The organism is Aromatoleum toluolicum, from assembly GCF_012911005.2.
Classification (GTDB): domain Bacteria; phylum Pseudomonadota; class Gammaproteobacteria; order Burkholderiales; family Rhodocyclaceae; genus Aromatoleum; species Aromatoleum toluolicum.
On the sequence record NZ_WTVS01000011.1, the window covers coordinates 91,259 to 110,732 of the forward strand.

The following is a 19,474-nucleotide window of genomic DNA, read 5'->3' on the forward strand; positions in this document are numbered from 1 at the left end:
TTGTTCAAATATAACGCGACTATCGGCGGCGACCGGCCGACACTTTAGCGCCTTGGCAAAAATTCATGCTCTGCCCCGGCACATGGCGGCATACAGTCCGAATTTGCCGGGTACCTTCCGGCATGCCACAATTGCCCTTTTTCGCCGCAACCAGCCGATTCGATTCATGAGCGACCATAACAACAACCCCGCCACCGCGCCCGACGAGAACCACATCATCGCCGAGCGGCGTGAAAAACTGGCCGCGTGGCGCGCCACCGGCCGCGCCTTCCCGAACGATTTCTCGCGCGAAAACACCGCCGGCAAGCTCGACGAACTGTACGGCGACAAGGAACCCGAAGCGCTCGACGCCAACCCCGTCGAAGTGCGCGTCGCCGGCCGCGTGATGCTCAAGCGCGTCATGGGCAAGGCGAGCTTCATCACCATCCAGGACCTGTCCGGCCGCATCCAGCTCTACGTCACGCGCGATGCCGTCGGCGAAGAGGTCTATGCCGACTTCAAGCACTGGGACATCGGCGACATCGTCGGTGGGGTCGGCACCGTATTCAAGACGCGCACCGGCGAACTGTCGGTGAAGGTGTCGGAAGTGCGCCTGCTCACCAAGAGCCTGCGCCCCCTGCCCGACAAGTTCCACGGCCTCACCGACGTCGAGCAGAAGTATCGCCAGCGCTACGTCGACCTCATCATGAACGAGCAGACGCGCTTCACCTTCGTCGCGCGCAGCCGCATGGTGCAGTCGATCCGCAACTACATGGTCAACCACGGCTTCCTCGAAGTCGAAACGCCGATGATGCACCCCATCCCCGGCGGCGCGGCGGCCAAGCCCTTCACCACCCACCACAACGCGCTGGACATGGAACTGTTCCTGCGCATCGCGCCCGAGCTCTATCTCAAGCGCCTGGTAGTCGGCGGCTTCGAGAAGGTGTTCGAGGTCAACCGCAACTTCCGCAACGAAGGCCTGAGCCCGCGCCACAACCCCGAGTTCACGATGATGGAGTTCTATGAGGCGTATGCGGACTACCGCAGCCTGATGAACTTCACCGAAGGCCTGCTGCGCCAGGCGGCGCGCGAGGCGCTCGGCACCGAGGTGTTCGTGTACCAGGGCCGCGAGCTGGACCTGTCCAAGCCGTTCGCGCGCCTGACCATCGTCGAGGCGATCCGCAAGTACCACCCGGGCTACACCGTCGAGCAGCTCAACGACGCCGAGTGGATGCGCAACAAGCTCAAGGAACTCAAGGCCGAGGCGCGTGCCGGTGCCGGCCTCGGCACGCTGCAGCTGATGCTGTTCGAAGAGACCACCGAGGCCGAGATGTGGGAACCGACCTTCATCATCGACTACCCGGCCGAAGTGTCGCCGCTTGCACGCCGCAATGACGCGAACCCGGAGATCACCGAGCGCTTCGAGCTCTTCATCGTCGGCCGCGAGATCGCCAACGGCTTCTCCGAGCTGAACGACCCGGAAGACCAGGCGGCGCGCTTCCTCGAACAGGTCAAGGCGAAGGAAGCCGGCGACGAGGAGGCGATGTACTTCGACGCCGACTACATCCGCGCGCTCGAATTCGGCCTGCCCCCGACCGGCGGCTGCGGCATCGGCATCGACCGCCTCGTCATGCTGCTCACCGACAGCCCCAGCATCCGAGATGTGATCCTCTTCCCGCAGATGCGGATGGAGTAAACCGGACGCTGCAACGAATACAGGGCGCCGAAAGGCGCCCTGTGTCTTTCGAGGCCCCTTTTTTCGTCACCGTTCCGCTCGATGCCGATGCCCATCGACCCTGCCACCCTGAACTTCGCCCCGGACGGCACGCCCTGCTCGGTCGCCTTCGGCGACGTGTATCACTCGCGTGGCGGCGGGCTCGAACAGGCGCGGCATGTGTTCATCGGCGGCAACGGCCTGCCGGAGCGCTGGCAGGGGCGCGAGCGCTTCACGATCGTCGAGACCGGCTTCGGCCTCGGGCTCAACTTCCTCGCGACCTGGGCGGCGTGGCGTGAGGACGCGCGGCGCTGCGACCGGCTGCACTTCGTGTCGGTCGAGCGCCATCCCTTCCGTGCCGCGGATCTCGCCGCACTGCATGCCCGCTGGCCCGAACTCGCGCCGCTCGCGGCGGAGTTGCAGGCAAACTGGCCGGTGCTGACGCCGGGCATCCATCGCCTGCATCTCGACGGCGGCCGCGTCATCCTGACGCTGCTGTTTGGAGACGCGCCGGAACTGATCCCCGAACTGCAATGCTGCGCCGACGCCTACTACCTCGATGGATTCTCGCCAGAGAGGAATCCCGATCTGTGGTCAGCCGAACTGCTGCGCGGGCTGTCGCGCCTGGCCGCGCCGGGCGCGACCCTCGCGACCTGGTCGGTGGCGGGCGCGGTGCGGCGCACACTGGGCGAACTCGGTTTCCGCTGCGAGAGGGCTGCCGGCATCGGCGGCAAGCGCGCGATGCTGCGTGCCCGGTTCGGCAACGCCGGCGAAGTTGCCGCGGCGGACTCGCCCCGCCACGCGCTGGTGATCGGGGCCGGCCTCGCCGGCAGCAGCATCGCGAACCGCCTCGCGGAGCGCGGCTGGACGGTCGACGTCGTGGACGCGGCCGCGGAGCCTGCGCAAGGTGCATCGGGCAACCTCAGCGGCGTGCTGCGCCCGCTGCCCAGCCTCGACGACAACCGCCTCGCCCGCATCACCCGTGCCGGCGCCCTGTATGGCCTGCGCCATCTGCAGCGCCTCAGCGCCCGCGGCCTGCCGCTGCGTTGGGATGCGTGCGGCGTGCTGCACCTTGCGCGCGACCCGATGCACGAGGAAAAGCAGCGGCGCGTCGTCGAAGCGCAACGGGCACCCGAGGACTACCTGAGATTCGTCGACCGCGACGAAGCATCGCGCATCGCCGACTGGCCGCTGCCGCTGGGCGGGTGGTGGTTTTCCGGCGGCGGCTGGGTCAATCCGCCCAGCCTGTGCAGGGCGAACCTGGCCGCCTTCCCGGAGGCGATTCGCTGCCACTTCGGCCGCGGTGTCGCCGCGCTGGAATCCGGAGCCGGGGGCTGGCGCGCCCTCGACGCGAACGGCGACGTGATCGCCGCGGCGCCGGTCGCGATACTCGCGAACGGCGTCGGCATCCGCCCGTTTCCGCAGGCCGCCGCCCTGCCCGTGCGCAGCGCGCGCGGCCAGGTGAGCCACCTCCCGGCACAGGCGGACAGCGCGCCGCGCGTGGTCGTGTGCCGCCTCGGCTACGTCAGCCCCGCCATCGACGGTGTGCGCTGCGCAGGCGCGACCTTTTCGGTGGACGACGAGGATCCGTCGCTGCGCGTCACCGATCACCGCGAGAATCTCGCCAAGCTCGACTTCATCCTGCCGGGCTTCGCCGCCGGCTTCGACCCGGCCCGGCTCGACGGACGGGTCGGTTTCCGCCCCGCGTCGCCGGACCGCTTGCCGATGGTCGGCGCCGTTCCGTCGGTACGCCAAGCCGACCGTGCGAGCCCGCTCTCGTCCATCCCGCGGCACCCCGGCCTCTACGCCGTCGAAGGCTTCGGCGCGCGCGGACTCGTGTGGGCGGCGCTTGCCGCCGAACTGCTCGCGAGCGAACTCGCGGGCGATCCCCTGCCGCTGGAGCGTTCGCTGGTGGAGGCGCTCGATCCGGCACGCTACCTGATCCGCCCGCCGCGCCGCGCGATGTCGGAAGAGTAAGACAACTGCCGCATGTAACTTTACGTTACATCCTGGTACAGGGTTCCGGGTATAGGTCCGAAATACTCCCGCCGGTATGATCGACCGCTTCGAAATCTCGTGTAGACGCCGTTTTCGACCATGCCGTCAGAATGACGACGAAACGCGCCCCGCGGGTCGTGCCCCGCACGCAAGACGGTCCGTGGCGCACAGGCGCAGATTGTTCCCGATGTTGAAGATGATACGGTTGGGCCCGAACTGCCGACCGCGAGCGTGTCACGCCCGTATCGTCCGGCTGCGACGAACGAATCGGCAGGAGACCCGATCGAGTGCTTTGGACGAATGCAATTCTTATAAATATTCCTGACCGGCACACTAGAATGGTAGTGATACCCCCGGATTTCGCACCGCCCGGAGGCGCGCACGCGAATGTCCCCGCGCGCGCGGATCGGAGCGCGGTGCCTTGCGTCTTTCTGTCCCCTGCGTCGATTTCCACGCAGTGAGGTTGTAATGCCCCGGGAGATTCCGGACCCGCCCAATACCGAAGAGGTTCTGCGCGCAAGCGAGGCTCGCCTGCACGAAGCGCAGGCCGTCGGACGCATGGGCGATTGGGAACTGGATCGCGACACCGGCGCGATGAGCTGGTCGCCGCAACTGTTCCGTCTTTTCGAGCGCTCCAGTGCGCAGGGCACGCCCGACCTGAACGAGGCACTCGGCTATTACTCGCTGGAGTCCGTGGAGCACACCCGTGCCGCGTTCTGGGAGGCAATCGACCTCGGCGCGCGGCAGGAACTGGAACAGTCCGTACTCCTGCCGTCGGGCGCCCAACGCTACCACGCGACGACGATCGTTCCCGTCAGGGATCTCCGTGGGCGCGTGTACAAGCTTTACGGCACGACGCAGGACATCACCGAACGAAAGCTCGCGGAACAGGAACTGCGGCGCAAGACCTTCGAGATCGAGGACCTCTATCAGAATGCGCCCTGCGGCTACTACTCGCTCGACGCGGACGGAATGATCATCCGCGTCAACGACACGCTGCTGCGCTGGTTGGGCTATGAACGTGAAGAGATCGTCGGCCACATGCGCGCCTTCGAATTGTTCAGCCCTGCGAGTCGCGCGCTGTTCGGACAGGTCTTCCGCACCTTCAAGAGGACCGGCGTCCTGCGCAACATGGATATCGAGTTGTTGCGCAAGGATGGCTCGTCGATGCAGGTGCTGCTCAGCTCGACGGCCATCCTGGACGCGCAAGGCCGGTTCGTCGCGAGCCGGACGGTGCTGTCCGACAACACCGACCGCAAACGGCTGGAACTCGAGCGTGCCGCCCACGCGACGCGCCTCGCCGAGCTCTCGCGCCATATGGTGGACGTGCAGGAGAACGAGCGACGCAAGTTCGCCGCGGAACTGCACGACCACACCAGCCCCAATCTGGCAGCACTGCAGCTCACGCTCGCGAACCTGGCGCGCGCGCTGCCTGCGCCCGTCCTCAGCGAACTCGAACCGCTGCTCGACGACGCTCAGGCCCTGCTGCTCGACACCACCACGGGCATTCGCGACATCTGCACCAACCTTCGGCCGGCGACGCTGGATTACGCAGGCCTGATTCCGGCCGTGCAGGACTACGCGCAGCAGTTCGGCCTGCGAACGGGCATTACCGTGCACCTAGACACCACCCATTTCAACATGCAACTGCCTTCCAACGTCCAGTCGCTGCTCTTCCGCATCACCCAGGAGGCGCTCACGAACTGCGCGAAGCACGCGCGCGCGCGGAACGTCCGCATCCATCTCGAGAATGGCGACAGCCGCCTGCTGATGGCGGTCGCCGACGACGGCATCGGCTTCGATCCCCACCAGCTCGGCGAGTCGGGCACGACGCCGGGACTGGGTCTGATCACCATGAAGGAGCGCGCAGAATTCGCCGGCGGAACGTTCGCGCTGAAATCCGACCCACAGACGGGCACCGAGATCCGCGTCAGCTTCAATCTCCAGGCAGGCGAGTTCCGCAAGCACCCTCGCGGGGCGCGAAGCTTCGCACATGAAGCAACCACAAGCGCGGGGCCAGCATGAACAGTCCGAAAGTGCATATCGCCCTGGCGGACGATCACCGCATGTTCCTGCATGCGTTGCGTGCGCTGCTGGAGAAGGAGCCCGACATCGACGTGATCGGCGTCGCGGGCACCGGCGACGAACTGCTGGCCCTTGTCGCGGACAAGCCGGTCGACATTGCGTGCGTAGACATCGGCATGCCCGCGATGAACGGGATCGAGACGACCAGGCGCTTGCTGACCCTGCGTCCGAACATCAAGGTCATCGGACTGTCGGCCTTCTCGGATAGGCAGTTCGTGCTCGACCTGCTCAACGCCGGCGCACGCGGTTACGTCACCAAGGCCGAGGCGGGCGAGGAGCTGTTGCGGGCGATCCACACCGTGCAGCTCGGCAAGACCTATCTCTGCCCCGACGTCGCCGCGACGGTCACGAACGCGCTGCTGGACAACACGCCGCGCGACACCTCGGTGCCGCGCATCACCGCGCGCGAACGCCAGGTGCTGCAGCTGATCGCCGAGGGGCATACCTCGGGACGCATCGCCGACCGCCTGCATCTCGCCCCCTCGACAGTCGAGGTACACCGCCGCAACATCATGCGCAAACTCGATCTGCATAGCGTGGCCGAACTCACGAAGTATGCCATCCGCAACGGCATCACGACGATATCCGGATAGGCCCCACGGCGGGGAAAATACCTGAAACACGGTATCCAAAACACGCGGAAAGATGTATGTCACCGGCAATGCCCACAACGTAGCATTCGGGTTCCGTAATGCCTGGCGCCCAGACGACGGAGATCGGATCGCGCCCACGATCACACACAGACGAGGAGAGCTGGACATGAACAACATGGTAAACACCCAGAAGCTGGCGAAAGCAGCGAACGGCAACATCGAAGCCTTCCAGTCCCTCGCGGACACCATCCTGAACGCGACGGAACGCCTGCTGGCGCTCAACATCGACGCCGCGCGCAATGCCTGCGCATACGTGTCGGTGGCGGCCGCTCCGGTGGCCGAGGGTGATCTGCGCGAGCAGTTCTCGTCGCGCCTCGCCGCCCAGAACAAGTCGCTGGAACAGGCCGCCGACTACTTCCGCAACGTGAACGAGCTGTTCATCCAGACCCAGGGCGAGATCACCGCCTTCGGCACCCGCCAGTTCGACGAGGCCTCGCGCAGCCTGGGCGAATTCGTGGAGCACTTCGCCCACACCGCCCCCGCCGGCACCAACGACTTCGTCAATGCGGTCAAGACCGCAATGAGCAACGCCAGCGCCGCCTACGAAAGCTTCGTCAAGACGAGCCGCGACGTGGCCGAAACCAATCTGGCCGCGGCCAGCAACGCGCTGCAGCCCATGCTGACGACGCCGCCGAGCGGCACCAAGAGCCGCAAGGCTGCGTGACGCTGCGCAGACGCCCCGGGCGCCTGCAGCGGAATCGACACGAGGGGGCCGCCGGCCCCCTTTTTCATGCGCGGCGTCTGCCCGCGCCCTCAGCCCCGGGACGAACCGCCCGCCGCATCGAGCTTCAGCAGCTCGATGCGGAAGGTCGGCTCGTAGGGCGGGACGTTGCATTCGACGACGTCCGGCGGCGCGACCTGCAGGCGGATCCCCACCACATCCGCGTGAATCGGCAGGCGCGTGACGCAGCGGTCCGCGAGCGTGACGACAATGATCCGCTGCGGCTGTTTCTGCGCCAGCCACGCCACCGCGCGCAGCATCGAATTGCCGGTGTACAGCACGTCATCGACGACGACGACGGTGTAGCCCTTCAGTTCCAGCGCGCGCTGTTCCTCGTTCTCGTCCAGGCGGGTTTCGGGGTGCAGCAGCGTGAGGTCGTCTTCGTAACGCTTGATCCTGAGATCCAGGCGCAGCGGCGCCGGCATGCCGTGATGGCGCTGCAGGGCGGCGACGAGCCGGTCCGCGAGCGGGGCACCACGACGCAGGATGCCGACGACCGCCACGGGATCGGCGCGATCCAGGCGCGCGGCAAGCCCTTGTGCCATGTCTGCGAGGACCAGTTCGAGCTGGGTCTCGTCGTACAGGCAGGTCCGCAATCCACGTGGGCGTTCCATGGGCGTCTCCGGACAGGCCGCCCGCGGATGCCGCAGGCGATGCGAATACTATAGCGCCGCCCGCACAGCGCTGCGCGCCGTCATCGCCGCGGAGCCGGAGGCCCGACTTTTTTACTTGACGTCAAACTGTTTCACTTCCATCCTGCAAGCATTCCGTGACACTTCCGCAGGATCTGCATGAAGACCCTCGACAGCAGGACGGCGCTGGCGCTTCTCGCCGGCTGCCTCGCCTCGGCCCAGGTCGGCAAGGTGCCTCCGGCACTCGCTGCGATCAGGGATCAGCTCGGGGTGGGCCTGATCCACGCGGGCTGGATCGCGACGGCGATCAATGCCGCGGCCGCCATGCTCGGCGTGCTCGTCGGGCTGGCGCTCGCCCGCATCGGGGCGCAGCGCGGACTTCTGGCGGGGCTGCTGTTCCTGGGGCTGGGCTCCGCACTCGGCGCGGCCGCCGCCGACGGCATGACCCTGATCGCCGCACGGGCGTGCGAGGGCGCCGGCTTCGTGCTGCTCGTCGTCGCGGCCCCTTCGCTGCTGGCCACCGCCGCGGCGGACAACCCTGCGCGGCGCAGGCGGCTGCTGACGCTGTGGAGCTGCTACATGCCGGCCGGGATGGGGCTGATGATGGCGGTCGCGCCGTACATCCTCGAACATCACGGCTGGCGCGGCCTGTGGTCGGCGAATGCATTCGCGATCGCCGCGTGCCTGCTCCTCGCGCTGGCCCTGCACCGCGGGGCGGAACGGGCAAGCGGCCCGCGTCCGGTACCGGTGGCGATGTTCACGCGCGCGCGCCTCGTGCAGCCGGCGCCCTGGCTGATGGGGGTGTGCTTCGGGTGTTATGCGGCGATCTGGTTCATGATCGCGACCTGGCTGCCCTCGTTCGCGGTCGAGCACATGGGTTACACACGCGACGGCGCGACCTGGCTCACCGCCCTCGCCGTGGGCGGCAACATCCTTGGCAACCTGACCACCGATTTCTGGCTCGCGCGGGGCGTTCCGCGGTGGGCGCTGCTCGCCGGCGTCATGATCATGATGGGCGCGTTCGGCTGGTTCGTGTTCACGTCCGGCTACGACCCGGTGCTGCGCTCGGTCGCGGCAGTGTTCGCGTGCAGCGCGGGGGGCTTGCTGCCGGCCGCGACGATGGGAGGGATTCCGCTGGTTGCGCGCACGCCGTCCGACATCGCAATCGCCAACGGCATCCTGATGCAGTGCTCGAACATCGGCACCTTCGTGGGAGTCCCGGCCATCGCTGCGCTGGCGAGCACACTCGGCGGCTGGGGTGGCGGCCGCTGGCTGATCCCCGTGCTCGCGGGCATCGGGGCGCTGGCAGCGTGGGCGTTTCGCGGGGTCGAGCGGCAATCTGCCGAAGATTCGGTCCGGGAGTCGCCGGCGGGGATGCTGGCCGAGCAAACCTGAGACGCAGCGTCCTGCCCCGGGAAATGCGATATTCCCGTTCGGGCCGGGCTTGTCGAGGCCCCACCCCTGCCCTTCGACAAGCCCAGGGCGAACGCAGCTGGCTTCTCGCCTGCCTGGTAGGCTAGGCGCCTACGGCAGGTTGCCGCACTCGACGGCTTCGCGGCGGCCGAAGCCGGCCGAGTTGTCGATGAAGTAGAGGTTTTCGGGCTCGAAGCGGTACCAGCGCACCTTCGCCAGCGCCTTGACGATGAAGGGGGGCGCCTGGGCGATCTTGCCGACAACCGGATACTTGTCTCCGTAGAGCTCGCGCGCGCGGCTTTCCTCGGCGCCGCCGATTTCGAGCGCCCGCCCCTCGGCCTGGATGCCCTTGATCTCGGGCCAGTCCGCACAGTCTTCCTGGATGGTGATCGCGATCCGGCCGTCGTGGGCGATGTTGCGGCTGTGGCGCGTGGTCGGCGCGGAGAGGAAATACAGCCGGAAACCGTCGTTCACATAGAACACCGTCGCAGCCCAGACGCCCTCCTCGCCATGCGAGGCGATGGTCATCGAATGATGCGCCTTCAGGTAGTCGAACACCCTCTGCTGCAGGTCGGTCATGCTCCATTATCCCCCCGGGGGGGCGCTTGTCGCCGCGTCGCGTGACGTGGCCTCTTCCTGCAGGCGCTTGAGGCGGTAGGCGAGCTGGGGCCGGGTCAGGCCGAGCAGGCGCGCGGCCGAGGACAGATTGCCGCGCGCCTTGTCCATCGCCGCTTCGAGCAGCATCGCCTCGACCTCGTCGAGCGTCATCGCGCCGTCGCACACGGCTTCGCACAGCGCACGGCCGGCGTTCGGGCCGTTGATGTCGAGCTTGCCCTCGGAGTCGAGGCCCAGTTCCTGCACCTCGTCGTGGTTGCGGGACAGGAACAGGTGCTCGATCTCGATGCGGCCGCCGTGGGGCGCGAGAATCACGCCGCGCTCGATGGTGTTCTGCAGTTCGCGGATGTTGCCCGGCCAGGCGTAGCCGACCAGTGCCTTCTTGGCCTTGTCGGTGAAGCCGAGCAGCTTTTTGCCGTTGATCGCGGCGTATTTCTCGAGGAAGTGCCTGGCCAGCGGCGAGATGTCGTCGTGCCGCTCGCGCAGCGCCGGGATGTCGATCTGGAAGGCGTTGAGGCGGTAGTAGAGGTCGGCACGGAAACGCCCTTCCTTGACGAGCTGCGCGAGGCCGGCGTTGGTCGCGGCGACGAGGCGGACGTTGATCTTGCGCACCTTGTCGTCGCCGAGGCGCTCGACCTCACCTTCCTGCAGCACGCGCAGTAGCTTGCTCTGCGCGGTGAGTGGCAGGTCGCCGATCTCGTCGAGGAACAGGGTGCCGCCGTCGGCGCGCTCGAAGCGGCCCGGGCGCGAGACCTGCGCGCCGGTATAGGCGCCCTTCTCGACGCCGAAGAGTTCGGATTCGACGAGGTCGTGCGGGATCGCGGCGCAGTTGATCGCCACCAGCGGCTTGTCGCGGCGGTTGCTCATCTCGTGCAGCGCGCGGGCGAAGAGCTCCTTGCCGACGCCGGTTTCGCCCAGCAGCAGCACCGTGATCTGGCCCCCGGCGGCCTGCTTGAGGAGGTCGAGCGCGTGCCGGAAGCCCGGGGAATTGCCGATCATGTCGGCGGGAAGGTTCTCCTTCTCGGCGATCGTCGAGCGCAGCTGCACGACCTGGGTCTGCAGGTCGATGAGCTGGTCGGCGATGGGGTCCGGCGCGAAGTAGCGCATGTGTTCGTCGGCGTCCTCCCATTCCTCGATGGGCTTGCCGACGATGCGGCAGCAGTCGTCGCCCATGCCGGCGCATTCGACTTCCTTGAACAGGATCCTGCGCCCCATGAAGGCGGAGGAGTAGCCGCAGGCGTAGCCGATCTGCGTCCAGCACACGGGTTCGTGGTGGGTGCCGAAATGGCGCCGGTGCGAATGGCCTTCCCACGAGTTGATCCAGCGGAACTCGCAATCGAATTTCCCCGCATCGCGGTCGACTTCGACACGGATCGGGATCACGCCGACGATGCCCTCGAGCGAGTGCAGCTGCGGGCCCGTCATGAAGGCGTCCGTCTCGCTGAGTTCGGGCATGCGCGTGCGCACGAGCTCGGCGTCGCGCATGCCCGACGCGTAGCCCATGCGCAGCAGCAGGCCGCGCGCACGGTTCATGCCGAGCGTGTCGATCAGCTCCTTGCGCAGCGAGGACTGGGCTTCGGCGTGCACGAGCAGCATGCGGTGTTCGTGAAGCCAGATCTGGCCGGTTTCGGCGCAGAAATGGACGCGCGCGCGCAGGTCGTCCGCCTTGATGCACGGCTTGGCATGGGCCCTGGTCATTGCCTGGTCCTCATTGGCTGTCTCCTCCTGGATCGTTCCTTCTACGCGCCGCCGCCGGGGGGTGTATTGACAAAGATCAAACGATTGGAAGTCGTCCAATAACACCGGTCGCGGAGAGGCCATCCGCGGTTTTGACCAAATGATGAGATCGCTCCGGAACGAGCGGAAAAACTCATCAAATGATCAATCCACGCGTATCGGCGGCGAGCCTGAACCCCGCATGTTCGCTGGCGAAAGACGCGATTTTCGATGTGATTTTCCGCACCTGCACCAAGCACGCAAGCTCCCCGGCGACAGCGGATTCATACGCCCCGACTCATCCCGTTTGCATCGACATTTGCTGCGCTGCGCGATGGCGTGGTGGCACAGCGATTGCGATGGCTGTCCGGCAACCGGCCGCAAAACGAGTCCGGCCACACCCAAAAACCTACAGCACGAGGGGACACACGATGAAGTTTCCTGTTCCGCACGACGTGAAGGGCAAGACGATCCCGGGGACCGAGGGTTGGGAGCGGATGTATCCGTACCAGTACCAGTTCGTCACCGACGATCCGCAGCGCAACCAGTACGAGAAGGAGACGTTCTGGTTCTACGACGGCCTGCATTACCCGGAGCCGCTCTACCCCTTCGACACGATCTGGGACGAGGCCTGGTACCTCGCGCTGTCGCAGTTCAACAACCGCATCTTCCAGGTGCCGCCGGTGCGCGGCGTCGACCACCGCATCATCAACGGCTACGTCTATATCTCGCCGGTGCCGGTGAAGGACCCCGAGGAGATCGGCCGCCGCGTACCGAACTTCATGGAGCGCGCCGGCTACTACTACAAGAACTGGGACGAGCTCGAGGCGAAGTGGAAGCTGAAGATGGAGGCGACGATCGCCGAGCTCGAGGCGCTGCAGATCCCGCGCCTGCCGGAGGTCGAGGAGCTGCGCGTGGTGACGGACGGGATCGGCGAGTCGACCGCCTATCACCTGATCAAGAACTACGACGACCTGATCAACCTCGGCATCAAGTGCTGGCAGTACCACTTCGAATTCCTGAACCTGGGCTACGCGGCCTACGTGTTCTTCATGGACTTCACGCAGAAGCTGTTCCCCAGCATCCCGCTGCAGCGCGTGACGCAGATGATCTCGGGCATCGACGTGATCATGTACAAGTCCGACGACGAGCTGAAGGAGCTGGCGAAGAAGGCCGTCGCGCTGGAAGTCGATGACGTCGTGACCGGCCACCGCGACTGGGCGGACGTGAAGGCGGCGCTGCAGGGCCGGCGCCACGGCGACGAGTGGCTGGCGGCCTTCGAGAAGGCGCGCTACCCGTGGTTCAACATCTCGTCTGGCACCGGCTGGTTCCACACCGACCGCAGCTGGAACGACAACCTCAACATCCCGCTCGACGGCATCCAGACCTACATCTCGAAGCTGCGCACCGGCGTGGCGATCGATCGGCCGATGGAAGCCGTGCGCGCCGAACGCGACCGCGTCACCGCCGAGTACCGCGACCTGATCGACAACGACGAGGACCGCAAGCAGTTCGACGAATTGCTGGGCTGCGCGCGCACGGTGTTCCCCTACGTGGAGAACCACCTGTTCTACGTGGAGCATTGGTTCCACTCGGTGTTCTGGAACAAGATGCGCGAAGTTGCCGCGGTCATGCAGGAACACGGCCTCATCGCCGAGATCGAGGACATCTGGTACCTGCGCCGCGACGAGATCAAGCAGGCGCTGTGGGACATCGTCACCGCCTGGGCCACCGGCGTGACCCCGCGCGGCACCGCGACCTGGCCGACCGAGATCGAATGGCGCAAGGGCGTGATGCAGAAATTCCGCGAGTGGGCGCCGCCGCCGGCGATCGGCATCGCCCCGGAGGTGATCCAGGAGCCCTTCACGATCGTGCTGTGGGGCGTCACCAACAGCTCGCTCTCCGCCTGGGCCTCGGTGCAGGACGTCGCCGATCCCGACAGCATCACCGAATTGAAGGGCTTCCCCGCCAGCGCCGGCATCGTCGAGGGCAAGGCGCGGGTGTGCCGCAGCGCTGAGGACATCCGCGACCTGCTGGAAGGCGAAATCCTCGTCGCCCCGACCACCTCGCCGTCCTGGGCGCCCGCCTTCGCGAAGATCAAGGCCTGCATCACCGACGTCGGCGGCGTCATGAGCCACGCCGCGATCGTGTGTCGCGAGTACGGCATGCCGGCGGTCGTCGGTACCGGCCATTCCACACGGGTGATCAAGACCGGCATGACGCTGCGCGTCGATGGTTCGTCCGGCGTCGTGACCATTGTCCAGTAAGCGGGAGACCAGCATGGGAAGCGCTCTGATGGTCGAGGAAGCTTGCCTCGCGCCCGGCATCGACAGCCGGGCCCCGAAGGTGTGCTTCTTCGAGGACTGCAACAAGGACTCGGTGCCGCTCGTGGGGGGCAAGTGCGCCTCGCTCGGCGAGCTGATCAACGCCGGCGTGCGGGTGCCGCCCGGCTTCGCCCTGACCACCGCCGGCTACGGGCAATTCATGCGTGACGCCGGGATCCAGGACGACGTGAACGGGCTGCTGCAGGGGCTCGACCACGACGACATGGACAAGCTCGAGACCGCTTCCCGCACCATTCGCGACATGATCGAGTCGCGGCCGATCTCGATCGAGCTGGAGGACCTGATCGCGGAGGCCTACCGCAAGCTGTCGGTGCGCTGCTACCTGCCGGCAGTGCCGGTGGCGGTGCGCTCCAGCGCGACGGCCGAGGACCTGCCGGGCGCGAGCTTCGCCGGGCAGCAGGACACCTACCTGTGGATCCGCGGCATCGACGACGTGATGCACCACGTGCGCAAGTGCATCTCCAGCCTGTACACCGCACGCGCCATCGCCTACCGCATCCGCATGGGCTTCCCGCACGAGCAGGTGGCGATCAGCGTGGGCGTGCAGAAGATGGCGAACGCCTATACCGCGGGGGTGATGTTCACGCTGCATCCCTCCACCGGGGATCGGTCGGTCATCGTGATCGACTCGAACTTCGGCTTCGGCGAATCGGTGGTGTCGGGCGAGGTGACGCCGGACAACTTCGTGGTCAACAAGGTCACGCTGGACATCATCGACCGCACGATCTCGACCAAGACGGTCTGCTACACGGCCGACCTCAAGCTGCAGCGCTCGGTCGCGATGGAGGTGCCGGTCGAGCGCCAGAACATCCAGTCGATCCTCGACGACGAGATCACCGAGCTCGCGTGGATGGCCAAGAAGATCGAGAAGCACTACGGCCGTCCGATGGACATCGAGTGGGCGATCGACAAGAACCTGCCGGCCGGCGGCAACGTTTTCATCCTGCAGGCCCGTCCCGAGACCATCTGGAGCAACAGGCAGAAGGCGCCGGCGACGACCGGGGCGACTTCGGCGATGGATTACATCGTCTCGAATCTGCTCGTCGGCAAGCGTCTGGCCTGAGGAGGACTCAACCGTGATCGTACGCAACTGGATGCAAGCCAACCCCGCGGTGCTCGGCAGCAACACGCTGCTGTCGGAAGCGAAGCGGATCCTCTCCGAAACCAACCTGCATGCGCTGCCGGTCGTCGATGACGGCCGCCTGCGCGGACTGATCACTCGCGCCGGCTGCCTTCGCGCCGCCCACGCCGCGATTCGCAGCCAGAGTCCGGACGAGCTGAACTACTTCTCGAACCACGTGAAGGTGAAGGACGTCATGGTGCGTAACCCGGCCACCATCGATGCCAACGACACGATGGAACGCTGCCTGCAGGTCGGCCAGCAAGCCGGTGTCGGCCAATTGCCGGTGATGGATGACGGCCACGTCGTCGGGATGATCTCGGCGATCGAGATGTTCTCGCTCGCGGCGCACTTCCTCGGCGCATGGGAGCGGCGCAGCGGCGTGACGCTAGCGCCTACGCGCATCGGCCCCGGCACGATCGGCCGCATCGCCGACATCGTCGAGGGTACCGGCGCGGAAGTGCATGCGATCTATCCCATCAGCCTCGGCCCGAAGGGCGTCGCGAGCGGTGACCAGGAGCGCAAGGTCATCGTCCGCTTCCATCACGCCGATACCGCCGAAGTCACGCGCGCGCTCACTGCCGCCGGCTACGAGGTCATCGAGTCGGTGCAGGCCACGCACTGATTCCCGTCACTTTCAAATCCCGCTTTCCCGCCAAGGAGTCATCCGAATGGATCTGAGATATTTCATCAATCAGTGCGCCGAAGCCCATGAACTGAAGCGCGTCACGACCGAGGTCGACTGGAATCTGGAGCTGTCGCACGTTTCCAAGCTGACCGAGGAGAAGAAAGGCCCGGCGCTGCTGTTCGAGAGCGTCAAGGGCTATGACACACCGGTGTTCACGGGCGCCTTCGCGACGACCAAGCGCCTCGCGATCATGCTGGGCCTGCCCCACGACCTGACGCTGTGCCAGTCGGCGCAGCAGTGGATGAAGAAGACGATCACCTCCGAGGGCCTGATCAAGGCGAAGGAAGTGAAGGACGGCCCGGTGCTGGAAAACGTGCTGACCGGCGACAAGGTCGATCTGAACATGTTCCCGGTGCCGAAGTTCTTCCCGCTCGACGGCGGGCGCTACATCGGCACGATGGTGTCGGTGGTGCTGAAGGACCCCGAAACGGGCGAGGTGAACCTCGGCACCTACCGCATGCAGATGCTCGACGACAAGCGCTGCGGCGTGCAGATCCTGCCCGGCAAGCGCGGCGAGCGGATCATGAAGAAGTACGCCAAGATGGGCAAGAAGATGCCCGCGGCGGCGATCATCGGCTGCGACCCGCTGATCTTCATGGCCGGCACGCTGATGCACAAGGGAGCGTCCGACTACGACATCACCGGCACGGTGCGCGGCCAGCAGTCCGAGTTCCTGATGGCGCCGCTGACCGGGCTGCCGGTGCCGGCGGGTGCTGAGATCGTCCTCGAGGGCGAGATCGACCCGAACAACTTCCTGCCGGAAGGCCCGTTCGCGGAATACACCGGTTACTACACCGACGAGCTGCATAAGCCGATCCCGAAGCCGGTGCTGGAAGTGCAGCAGATCCTGCACCGCAACAACCCCATCCTGTGGGCGACCGGCCAGGGCCGGCCGGTGACCGACGTGCATATGCTGCTCGCCTTCACGCGCACGGCCACCTTGTGGACGGAGCTCGAGCAGATGCGCATCCCGGGCGTGCAGTCGGTGTGCGTGCTGCCCGAATCGGCGGGACGTTTCTGGACGGTGGTGTCGTTGAAGCAGGCCTATCCCGGCCATTCGCGTCAGGTCGCGGACGCCGTGCTCGGAACGAACACCGGCAACTACGGCATGAAGGGCGTCATCACGGTCGATGAGGACATCCAGGCTGACGACCTGCAGCGCGTGTTCTGGGCGCTGTCGTGCCGCTACGACCCGATGCGCGGCACCGAACTCATCAAGCGCGGGCGCTCGACGCCGCTGGATCCGGCGCTCGACCCCGACTCCGACAAGCTCATGACCTCGCGCATCCTGATGGACGCCTGCATTCCGTACGAATGGAAGCAGAAGCCGGTCGAGGCGCGCATGGACGAGGAGACGCTCGCGAAGATCCGCGCGCGCTGGCACGAGTACGGGATCGGGATCTGAAAAGGAAACGGAGACATGGAAAAGGCCAAGAACATCAAGCTGGTGATCCTCGACGTCGACGGCGTCATGACGGATGGCCGCATCGTCATCAACGACGAGGGCGTCGAGTCGCGCAACTTCGACATCAAGGACGGCATGGGCGTGATCGTGCTGCAGCTGTGCGGCGTCGAGGTCGCGATCATCACGTCGAAGAAGTCCGGCGCGGTGCGCCATCGCGCCGAGGAGCTGAAGATCAAGCGCTTCCACGAAGGCATCAAGAAGAAGACCGAGCCCTACGCACAGATGCTCGAGGAGATGAACATCTCCGACGCCGAGGTCTGCTACGTCGGCGACGACCTCGTGGACCTGTCGATGATGAAACGCGTGGGGCTGCCAGTCGCGGTCTGCGATGCGGTCGCGGACGTCAAGGAAGCGGCCGCCTATGTGACGACCGCGCGCGGCGGCTACGGGGCGGTGCGCGAGGTCGCGGAGCTGATCCTCAAGGCACAGGGCAAGTGGGACGCGATGCTCTCGAAGATCCACTGATTCACCCGAACGACATTCACCAGCAAGGAGATCGACGTGGGAAAGATTTCGGCACCGCGGAGCAACCGCGAATTCATCGAGGCGTGCGTCAAGTCCGGCGACGCCGTGCGCATCAAGCAGGAAGTGGATTGGGACAACGAGGCCGGCGCGATCGTGCGCCGCGTGTGCGAGCTCGGCGAAGCCGCGCCCTTCATGGAGAGCATCAAGGACTACCCGGGTTTCAGCTACTTCGGCGCGCCGCTGTCGACCTACCGGCGCATGGCGATCGCGCTGGGCATGGACCCGGCTTCCACCTTGCCGCAGATCGGCGCGGAATACCTCAAGCGCACCAACAGCGAGCCGATTGCGCCGGTCGTCATCGACAAGCGCGACGCGCCGTGCAAGGAGAACATCCTGCTCGGCGACGACGTCGACCTGTGCAAGCTGCCGGTGCCGCTGGTGCATGACGGCGACGGCGGGCGCTACGTCGGCACCTGGCACGGGGTCATCACCAAGCATCCGGTGCGCGGCGACGTGAATTGGGGCATGTACCGCCAGATGATGTGGGACGGCCGCACGATGTCGGGCGCGGTGTTTCCGTTCTCGGACCTCGGCAAGACGCTGACCGACTACTATCTGCCGCGGGGCGAGGGCTGCCCGTTCGCCACCGCGATCGGCCTGTCGCCGCTCGCCGCGATGGCCGCGTGCGCGCCCTCCCCGATCCCCGAGCCGGAACTCACCGGCATGCTCGCCGGCGAGGCGGTCCGCTTGGTCAAGTGCGAGACCAATGACCTCGAAGTGCCGGCCGATGCGGAAATCATCATCGAGGGCATGATCCTGCCCGACTACAAGGTCGAGGAAGGTCCGTTCGGCGAATACACCGGCTACCGCACCAGCCCGCGCGACTTCCGCGTGACCTTCCGCGTCGATGCGATCACCTATCGTAACAACGCGACGATGACAATCTCGAACATGGGCGTGCCGCAGGACGAGGGGCAGCTGCTGCGTTCGTTCTCGCTCGGCCTCGAACTCGAGAAGCTGCTGAAGAGCCAGGGCATCCCGGTGACGGGTGTCTACATGCACCCGCGCTCGACGCACCACATGATGATCGTCGGCGTGAAGCCGACCTACGCCGGCATCGCGATGCAGATCGCGCAGCTCGCGTTCGGCTCGAAGCTCGGACCGTGGTTCCACATGGTGATGGTGGTCGACGACCAGACCGACATCTTCAACTGGGACGAGGTCTATCACGCGTTCTGCACGCGCTGCAATCCGGAGCGCGGCATCCATGTGTTCAAGAACACGACCGGCACGGCGCTCTACCCGCACGCGACGCCACATGACCGCAAGTACTCGATCGGCTCGCAGGTGCTATTCGACTGCCTGTGGCCGGTCGATTGGGACAAGACCAACGACGTGCCGACGCTCGTGAGCTTCAAGAACGTCTATCCCAAGAACATCCAGGAACGGGTTCTCAACAGCTGGGCCGATTACGGCTTCCGCGGCGCGAAGAAATAAGGAGGGGTTGCTATGACTAACAAATGGGAAGTGTTCGTGATGGACCTTGGGGAACTGGCCGAGGGCAAGGAGCTGGAGCTGACGATCCGCACGCTTAATGACGGGCTGCACAAGTACACCTACCAGCGCGCGAAGGTGGAGGTGTCGAGCAAGCTCGACCAGTTCCCCGACAGCCTGCAGGTGCGGCTGGGGCGTGGGCAGCTGAGTGACCGTAAGTTCTCGATCCGCGTGATCGAGCGCGTCGAGCGCATGCCGGCGCGGTATCTGTAAGTGCTCCCTCCCCTTCAAGGGGGCGGAGGCGGGGTCTCGCGGAGCACCGCTCCGCACCGCCGAAGCGGCGGAGCGAAGCGGAGACTCCCGGGTTGGGG

The 19,474-nt window shown here is 66.1% G+C and carries 16 protein-coding genes; 13 read left to right on the plus strand and 3 right to left on the minus strand.

All coding sequences use genetic code 11. The annotated features are described in order from the left end of the window. The first annotated feature begins 166 nt into the window (after positions 1-166). The 5 genes from lysS to GPA27_RS07340 all read left to right on the plus strand — a co-directional run bounded on the left by lysS (position 167) and on the right by GPA27_RS07340 (position 7,093). A complete protein-coding gene (lysS, locus tag GPA27_RS07320) occupies positions 167-1,675 on the plus strand; it encodes a lysine--tRNA ligase (RefSeq protein WP_169139035.1) in 1,509 nt (502 codons plus the stop codon). An 87-nt stretch (positions 1,676-1,762) separates the two neighbouring features. Then, positions 1,763-3,670 carry a bifunctional tRNA (5-methylaminomethyl-2-thiouridine)(34)-methyltransferase MnmC2/FAD-dependent 5-carboxymethylaminomethyl-2-thiouridine(34) oxidoreductase MnmC1 gene (gene mnmC / locus GPA27_RS07325; RefSeq protein WP_169139036.1) on the plus strand — a complete coding sequence of 636 codons (1,908 nt, stop codon included), beginning with the start codon at positions 1,763-1,765 and terminating at the stop codon, positions 3,668-3,670. A 489-nt stretch (positions 3,671-4,159) separates the two neighbouring features. Next, positions 4,160-5,716, plus strand: a complete 1,557-nt coding sequence (locus GPA27_RS07330) for a PAS domain-containing sensor histidine kinase (RefSeq protein ID WP_169139037.1) — start codon at positions 4,160-4,162, stop codon at positions 5,714-5,716. Beyond that, positions 5,713-6,369 carry a response regulator gene (locus GPA27_RS07335; RefSeq protein ID WP_169139038.1) on the plus strand — a complete coding sequence of 219 codons (657 nt, stop codon included), beginning with the start codon at positions 5,713-5,715 and terminating at the stop codon, positions 6,367-6,369. The genes GPA27_RS07330 and GPA27_RS07335 overlap by 4 nt, the downstream gene beginning before the upstream one ends. 166 nt (positions 6,370-6,535) lie before the next feature. Beyond that, entirely contained in the window at positions 6,536-7,093 is a 558-nt protein-coding gene (locus GPA27_RS07340; protein WP_169139039.1) for a phasin family protein, read from the plus strand. Between the two features lie 89 nt (positions 7,094-7,182). Here the strand turns inward: GPA27_RS07340 and GPA27_RS07345 are convergent, their stop codons facing one another. Next, complete coding sequence (locus GPA27_RS07345; RefSeq protein WP_169139040.1) at positions 7,183-7,764, minus strand: phosphoribosyltransferase family protein; 582 nt, start codon at positions 7,762-7,764, stop codon at positions 7,183-7,185. 177 nt (positions 7,765-7,941) lie between these two features. Here GPA27_RS07345 and GPA27_RS07350 point away from each other — a divergent pair, with 177 nt between their 5' ends. After that, entirely contained in the window at positions 7,942-9,177 is a 1,236-nt protein-coding gene (locus GPA27_RS07350; protein ID WP_169139041.1) for an MFS transporter, read from the plus strand. Positions 9,178-9,306: 129 nt separating this feature from the next. On the opposite strand, the gene GPA27_RS07355 is transcribed toward GPA27_RS07350, so the two are convergent. After that, positions 9,307-9,774, minus strand: a complete 468-nt coding sequence (locus GPA27_RS07355) for a pyridoxamine 5'-phosphate oxidase family protein (RefSeq protein WP_169139042.1) — start codon at positions 9,772-9,774, stop codon at positions 9,307-9,309. Between the two features lie 6 nt (positions 9,775-9,780). Then, positions 9,781-11,508: a sigma-54-dependent Fis family transcriptional regulator gene (locus GPA27_RS07360; protein ID WP_169139043.1), complete on the minus strand. Its 1,728-nt coding sequence runs from the start codon at positions 11,506-11,508 to the stop codon at positions 9,781-9,783. Between the two features lie 449 nt (positions 11,509-11,957). On the opposite strand from GPA27_RS07360, the gene GPA27_RS07365 reads away from it, so the two are divergent. From GPA27_RS07365 to ppcG, 7 genes are read left to right on the plus strand one after another with little or no spacing between them, the layout of a single operon-like run. After that, positions 11,958-13,793 carry a PEP-utilizing enzyme gene (locus GPA27_RS07365; RefSeq protein WP_169139044.1) on the plus strand — a complete coding sequence of 612 codons (1,836 nt, stop codon included), beginning with the start codon at positions 11,958-11,960 and terminating at the stop codon, positions 13,791-13,793. Between the two features lie 13 nt (positions 13,794-13,806). Continuing rightward, the gene (locus GPA27_RS07370; RefSeq protein ID WP_169139045.1) at positions 13,807-14,934 is read left to right on the plus strand and encodes a PEP/pyruvate-binding domain-containing protein; all 1,128 of its coding nucleotides are present in this window, start codon (positions 13,807-13,809) and stop codon (positions 14,932-14,934) included. 13 nt (positions 14,935-14,947) lie between these two features. Continuing rightward, positions 14,948-15,616, plus strand: a complete 669-nt coding sequence (locus GPA27_RS07375) for a CBS domain-containing protein (RefSeq protein WP_169139046.1) — start codon at positions 14,948-14,950, stop codon at positions 15,614-15,616. Between the two features lie 46 nt (positions 15,617-15,662). After that, positions 15,663-17,084 carry a phenylphosphate carboxylase subunit beta gene (gene ppcB / locus GPA27_RS07380; RefSeq protein ID WP_169139047.1) on the plus strand — a complete coding sequence of 474 codons (1,422 nt, stop codon included), beginning with the start codon at positions 15,663-15,665 and terminating at the stop codon, positions 17,082-17,084. Positions 17,085-17,099: 15 nt separating this feature from the next. Next, complete coding sequence (ppcD, locus tag GPA27_RS07385) at positions 17,100-17,609, plus strand: phenylphosphate carboxylase subunit delta (RefSeq protein ID WP_169139048.1); 510 nt, start codon at positions 17,100-17,102, stop codon at positions 17,607-17,609. A 36-nt stretch (positions 17,610-17,645) separates the two neighbouring features. After that, the gene (gene ppcA, locus GPA27_RS07390; RefSeq protein WP_169139049.1) at positions 17,646-19,106 is read left to right on the plus strand and encodes a phenylphosphate carboxylase subunit alpha; all 1,461 of its coding nucleotides are present in this window, start codon (positions 17,646-17,648) and stop codon (positions 19,104-19,106) included. A 12-nt stretch (positions 19,107-19,118) separates the two neighbouring features. Continuing rightward, the gene (gene ppcG / locus GPA27_RS07395; RefSeq protein ID WP_169139050.1) at positions 19,119-19,376 is read left to right on the plus strand and encodes a phenylphosphate carboxylase subunit gamma; all 258 of its coding nucleotides are present in this window, start codon (positions 19,119-19,121) and stop codon (positions 19,374-19,376) included. The last annotated feature ends 98 nt before the right edge of the window (positions 19,377-19,474 follow it).

Bases quoted from the DNA above. Each gene is read 5' to 3' on its own strand.
- GPA27_RS07350 (WP_169139041.1), top strand. From the start codon at position 7,942: ATGAAGACCCTCGACAGCAGGACGGCGCTGGCGCTTCTCGCCGGCTGC.
- GPA27_RS07345 (WP_169139040.1), bottom strand. From the start codon at position 7,764: ATGGAACGCCCACGTGGATTGCGGACCTGCCTGTACGACGAGACCCAG.
- GPA27_RS07330 (WP_169139037.1), top strand. From the start codon at position 4,160: ATGCCCCGGGAGATTCCGGACCCGCCCAATACCGAAGAGGTTCTGCGC.
- GPA27_RS07365 (WP_169139044.1), top strand. From the start codon at position 11,958: ATGAAGTTTCCTGTTCCGCACGACGTGAAGGGCAAGACGATCCCGGGG.
- mnmC (WP_169139036.1), top strand. From the start codon at position 1,763: ATGCCCATCGACCCTGCCACCCTGAACTTCGCCCCGGACGGCACGCCC.
- ppcD (WP_169139048.1), top strand. From the start codon at position 17,100: ATGGAAAAGGCCAAGAACATCAAGCTGGTGATCCTCGACGTCGACGGC.
- GPA27_RS07370 (WP_169139045.1), top strand. From the start codon at position 13,807: ATGGGAAGCGCTCTGATGGTCGAGGAAGCTTGCCTCGCGCCCGGCATC.
- GPA27_RS07355 (WP_169139042.1), bottom strand. From the start codon at position 9,774: ATGACCGACCTGCAGCAGAGGGTGTTCGACTACCTGAAGGCGCATCAT.
- ppcG (WP_169139050.1), top strand. From the start codon at position 19,119: ATGACTAACAAATGGGAAGTGTTCGTGATGGACCTTGGGGAACTGGCC.
- lysS (WP_169139035.1), top strand. From the start codon at position 167: ATGAGCGACCATAACAACAACCCCGCCACCGCGCCCGACGAGAACCAC.
- GPA27_RS07360 (WP_169139043.1), bottom strand. From the start codon at position 11,508: ATGACCAGGGCCCATGCCAAGCCGTGCATCAAGGCGGACGACCTGCGC.
- ppcB (WP_169139047.1), top strand. From the start codon at position 15,663: ATGGATCTGAGATATTTCATCAATCAGTGCGCCGAAGCCCATGAACTG.
- GPA27_RS07335 (WP_169139038.1), top strand. From the start codon at position 5,713: ATGAACAGTCCGAAAGTGCATATCGCCCTGGCGGACGATCACCGCATG.
- GPA27_RS07340 (WP_169139039.1), top strand. From the start codon at position 6,536: ATGAACAACATGGTAAACACCCAGAAGCTGGCGAAAGCAGCGAACGGC.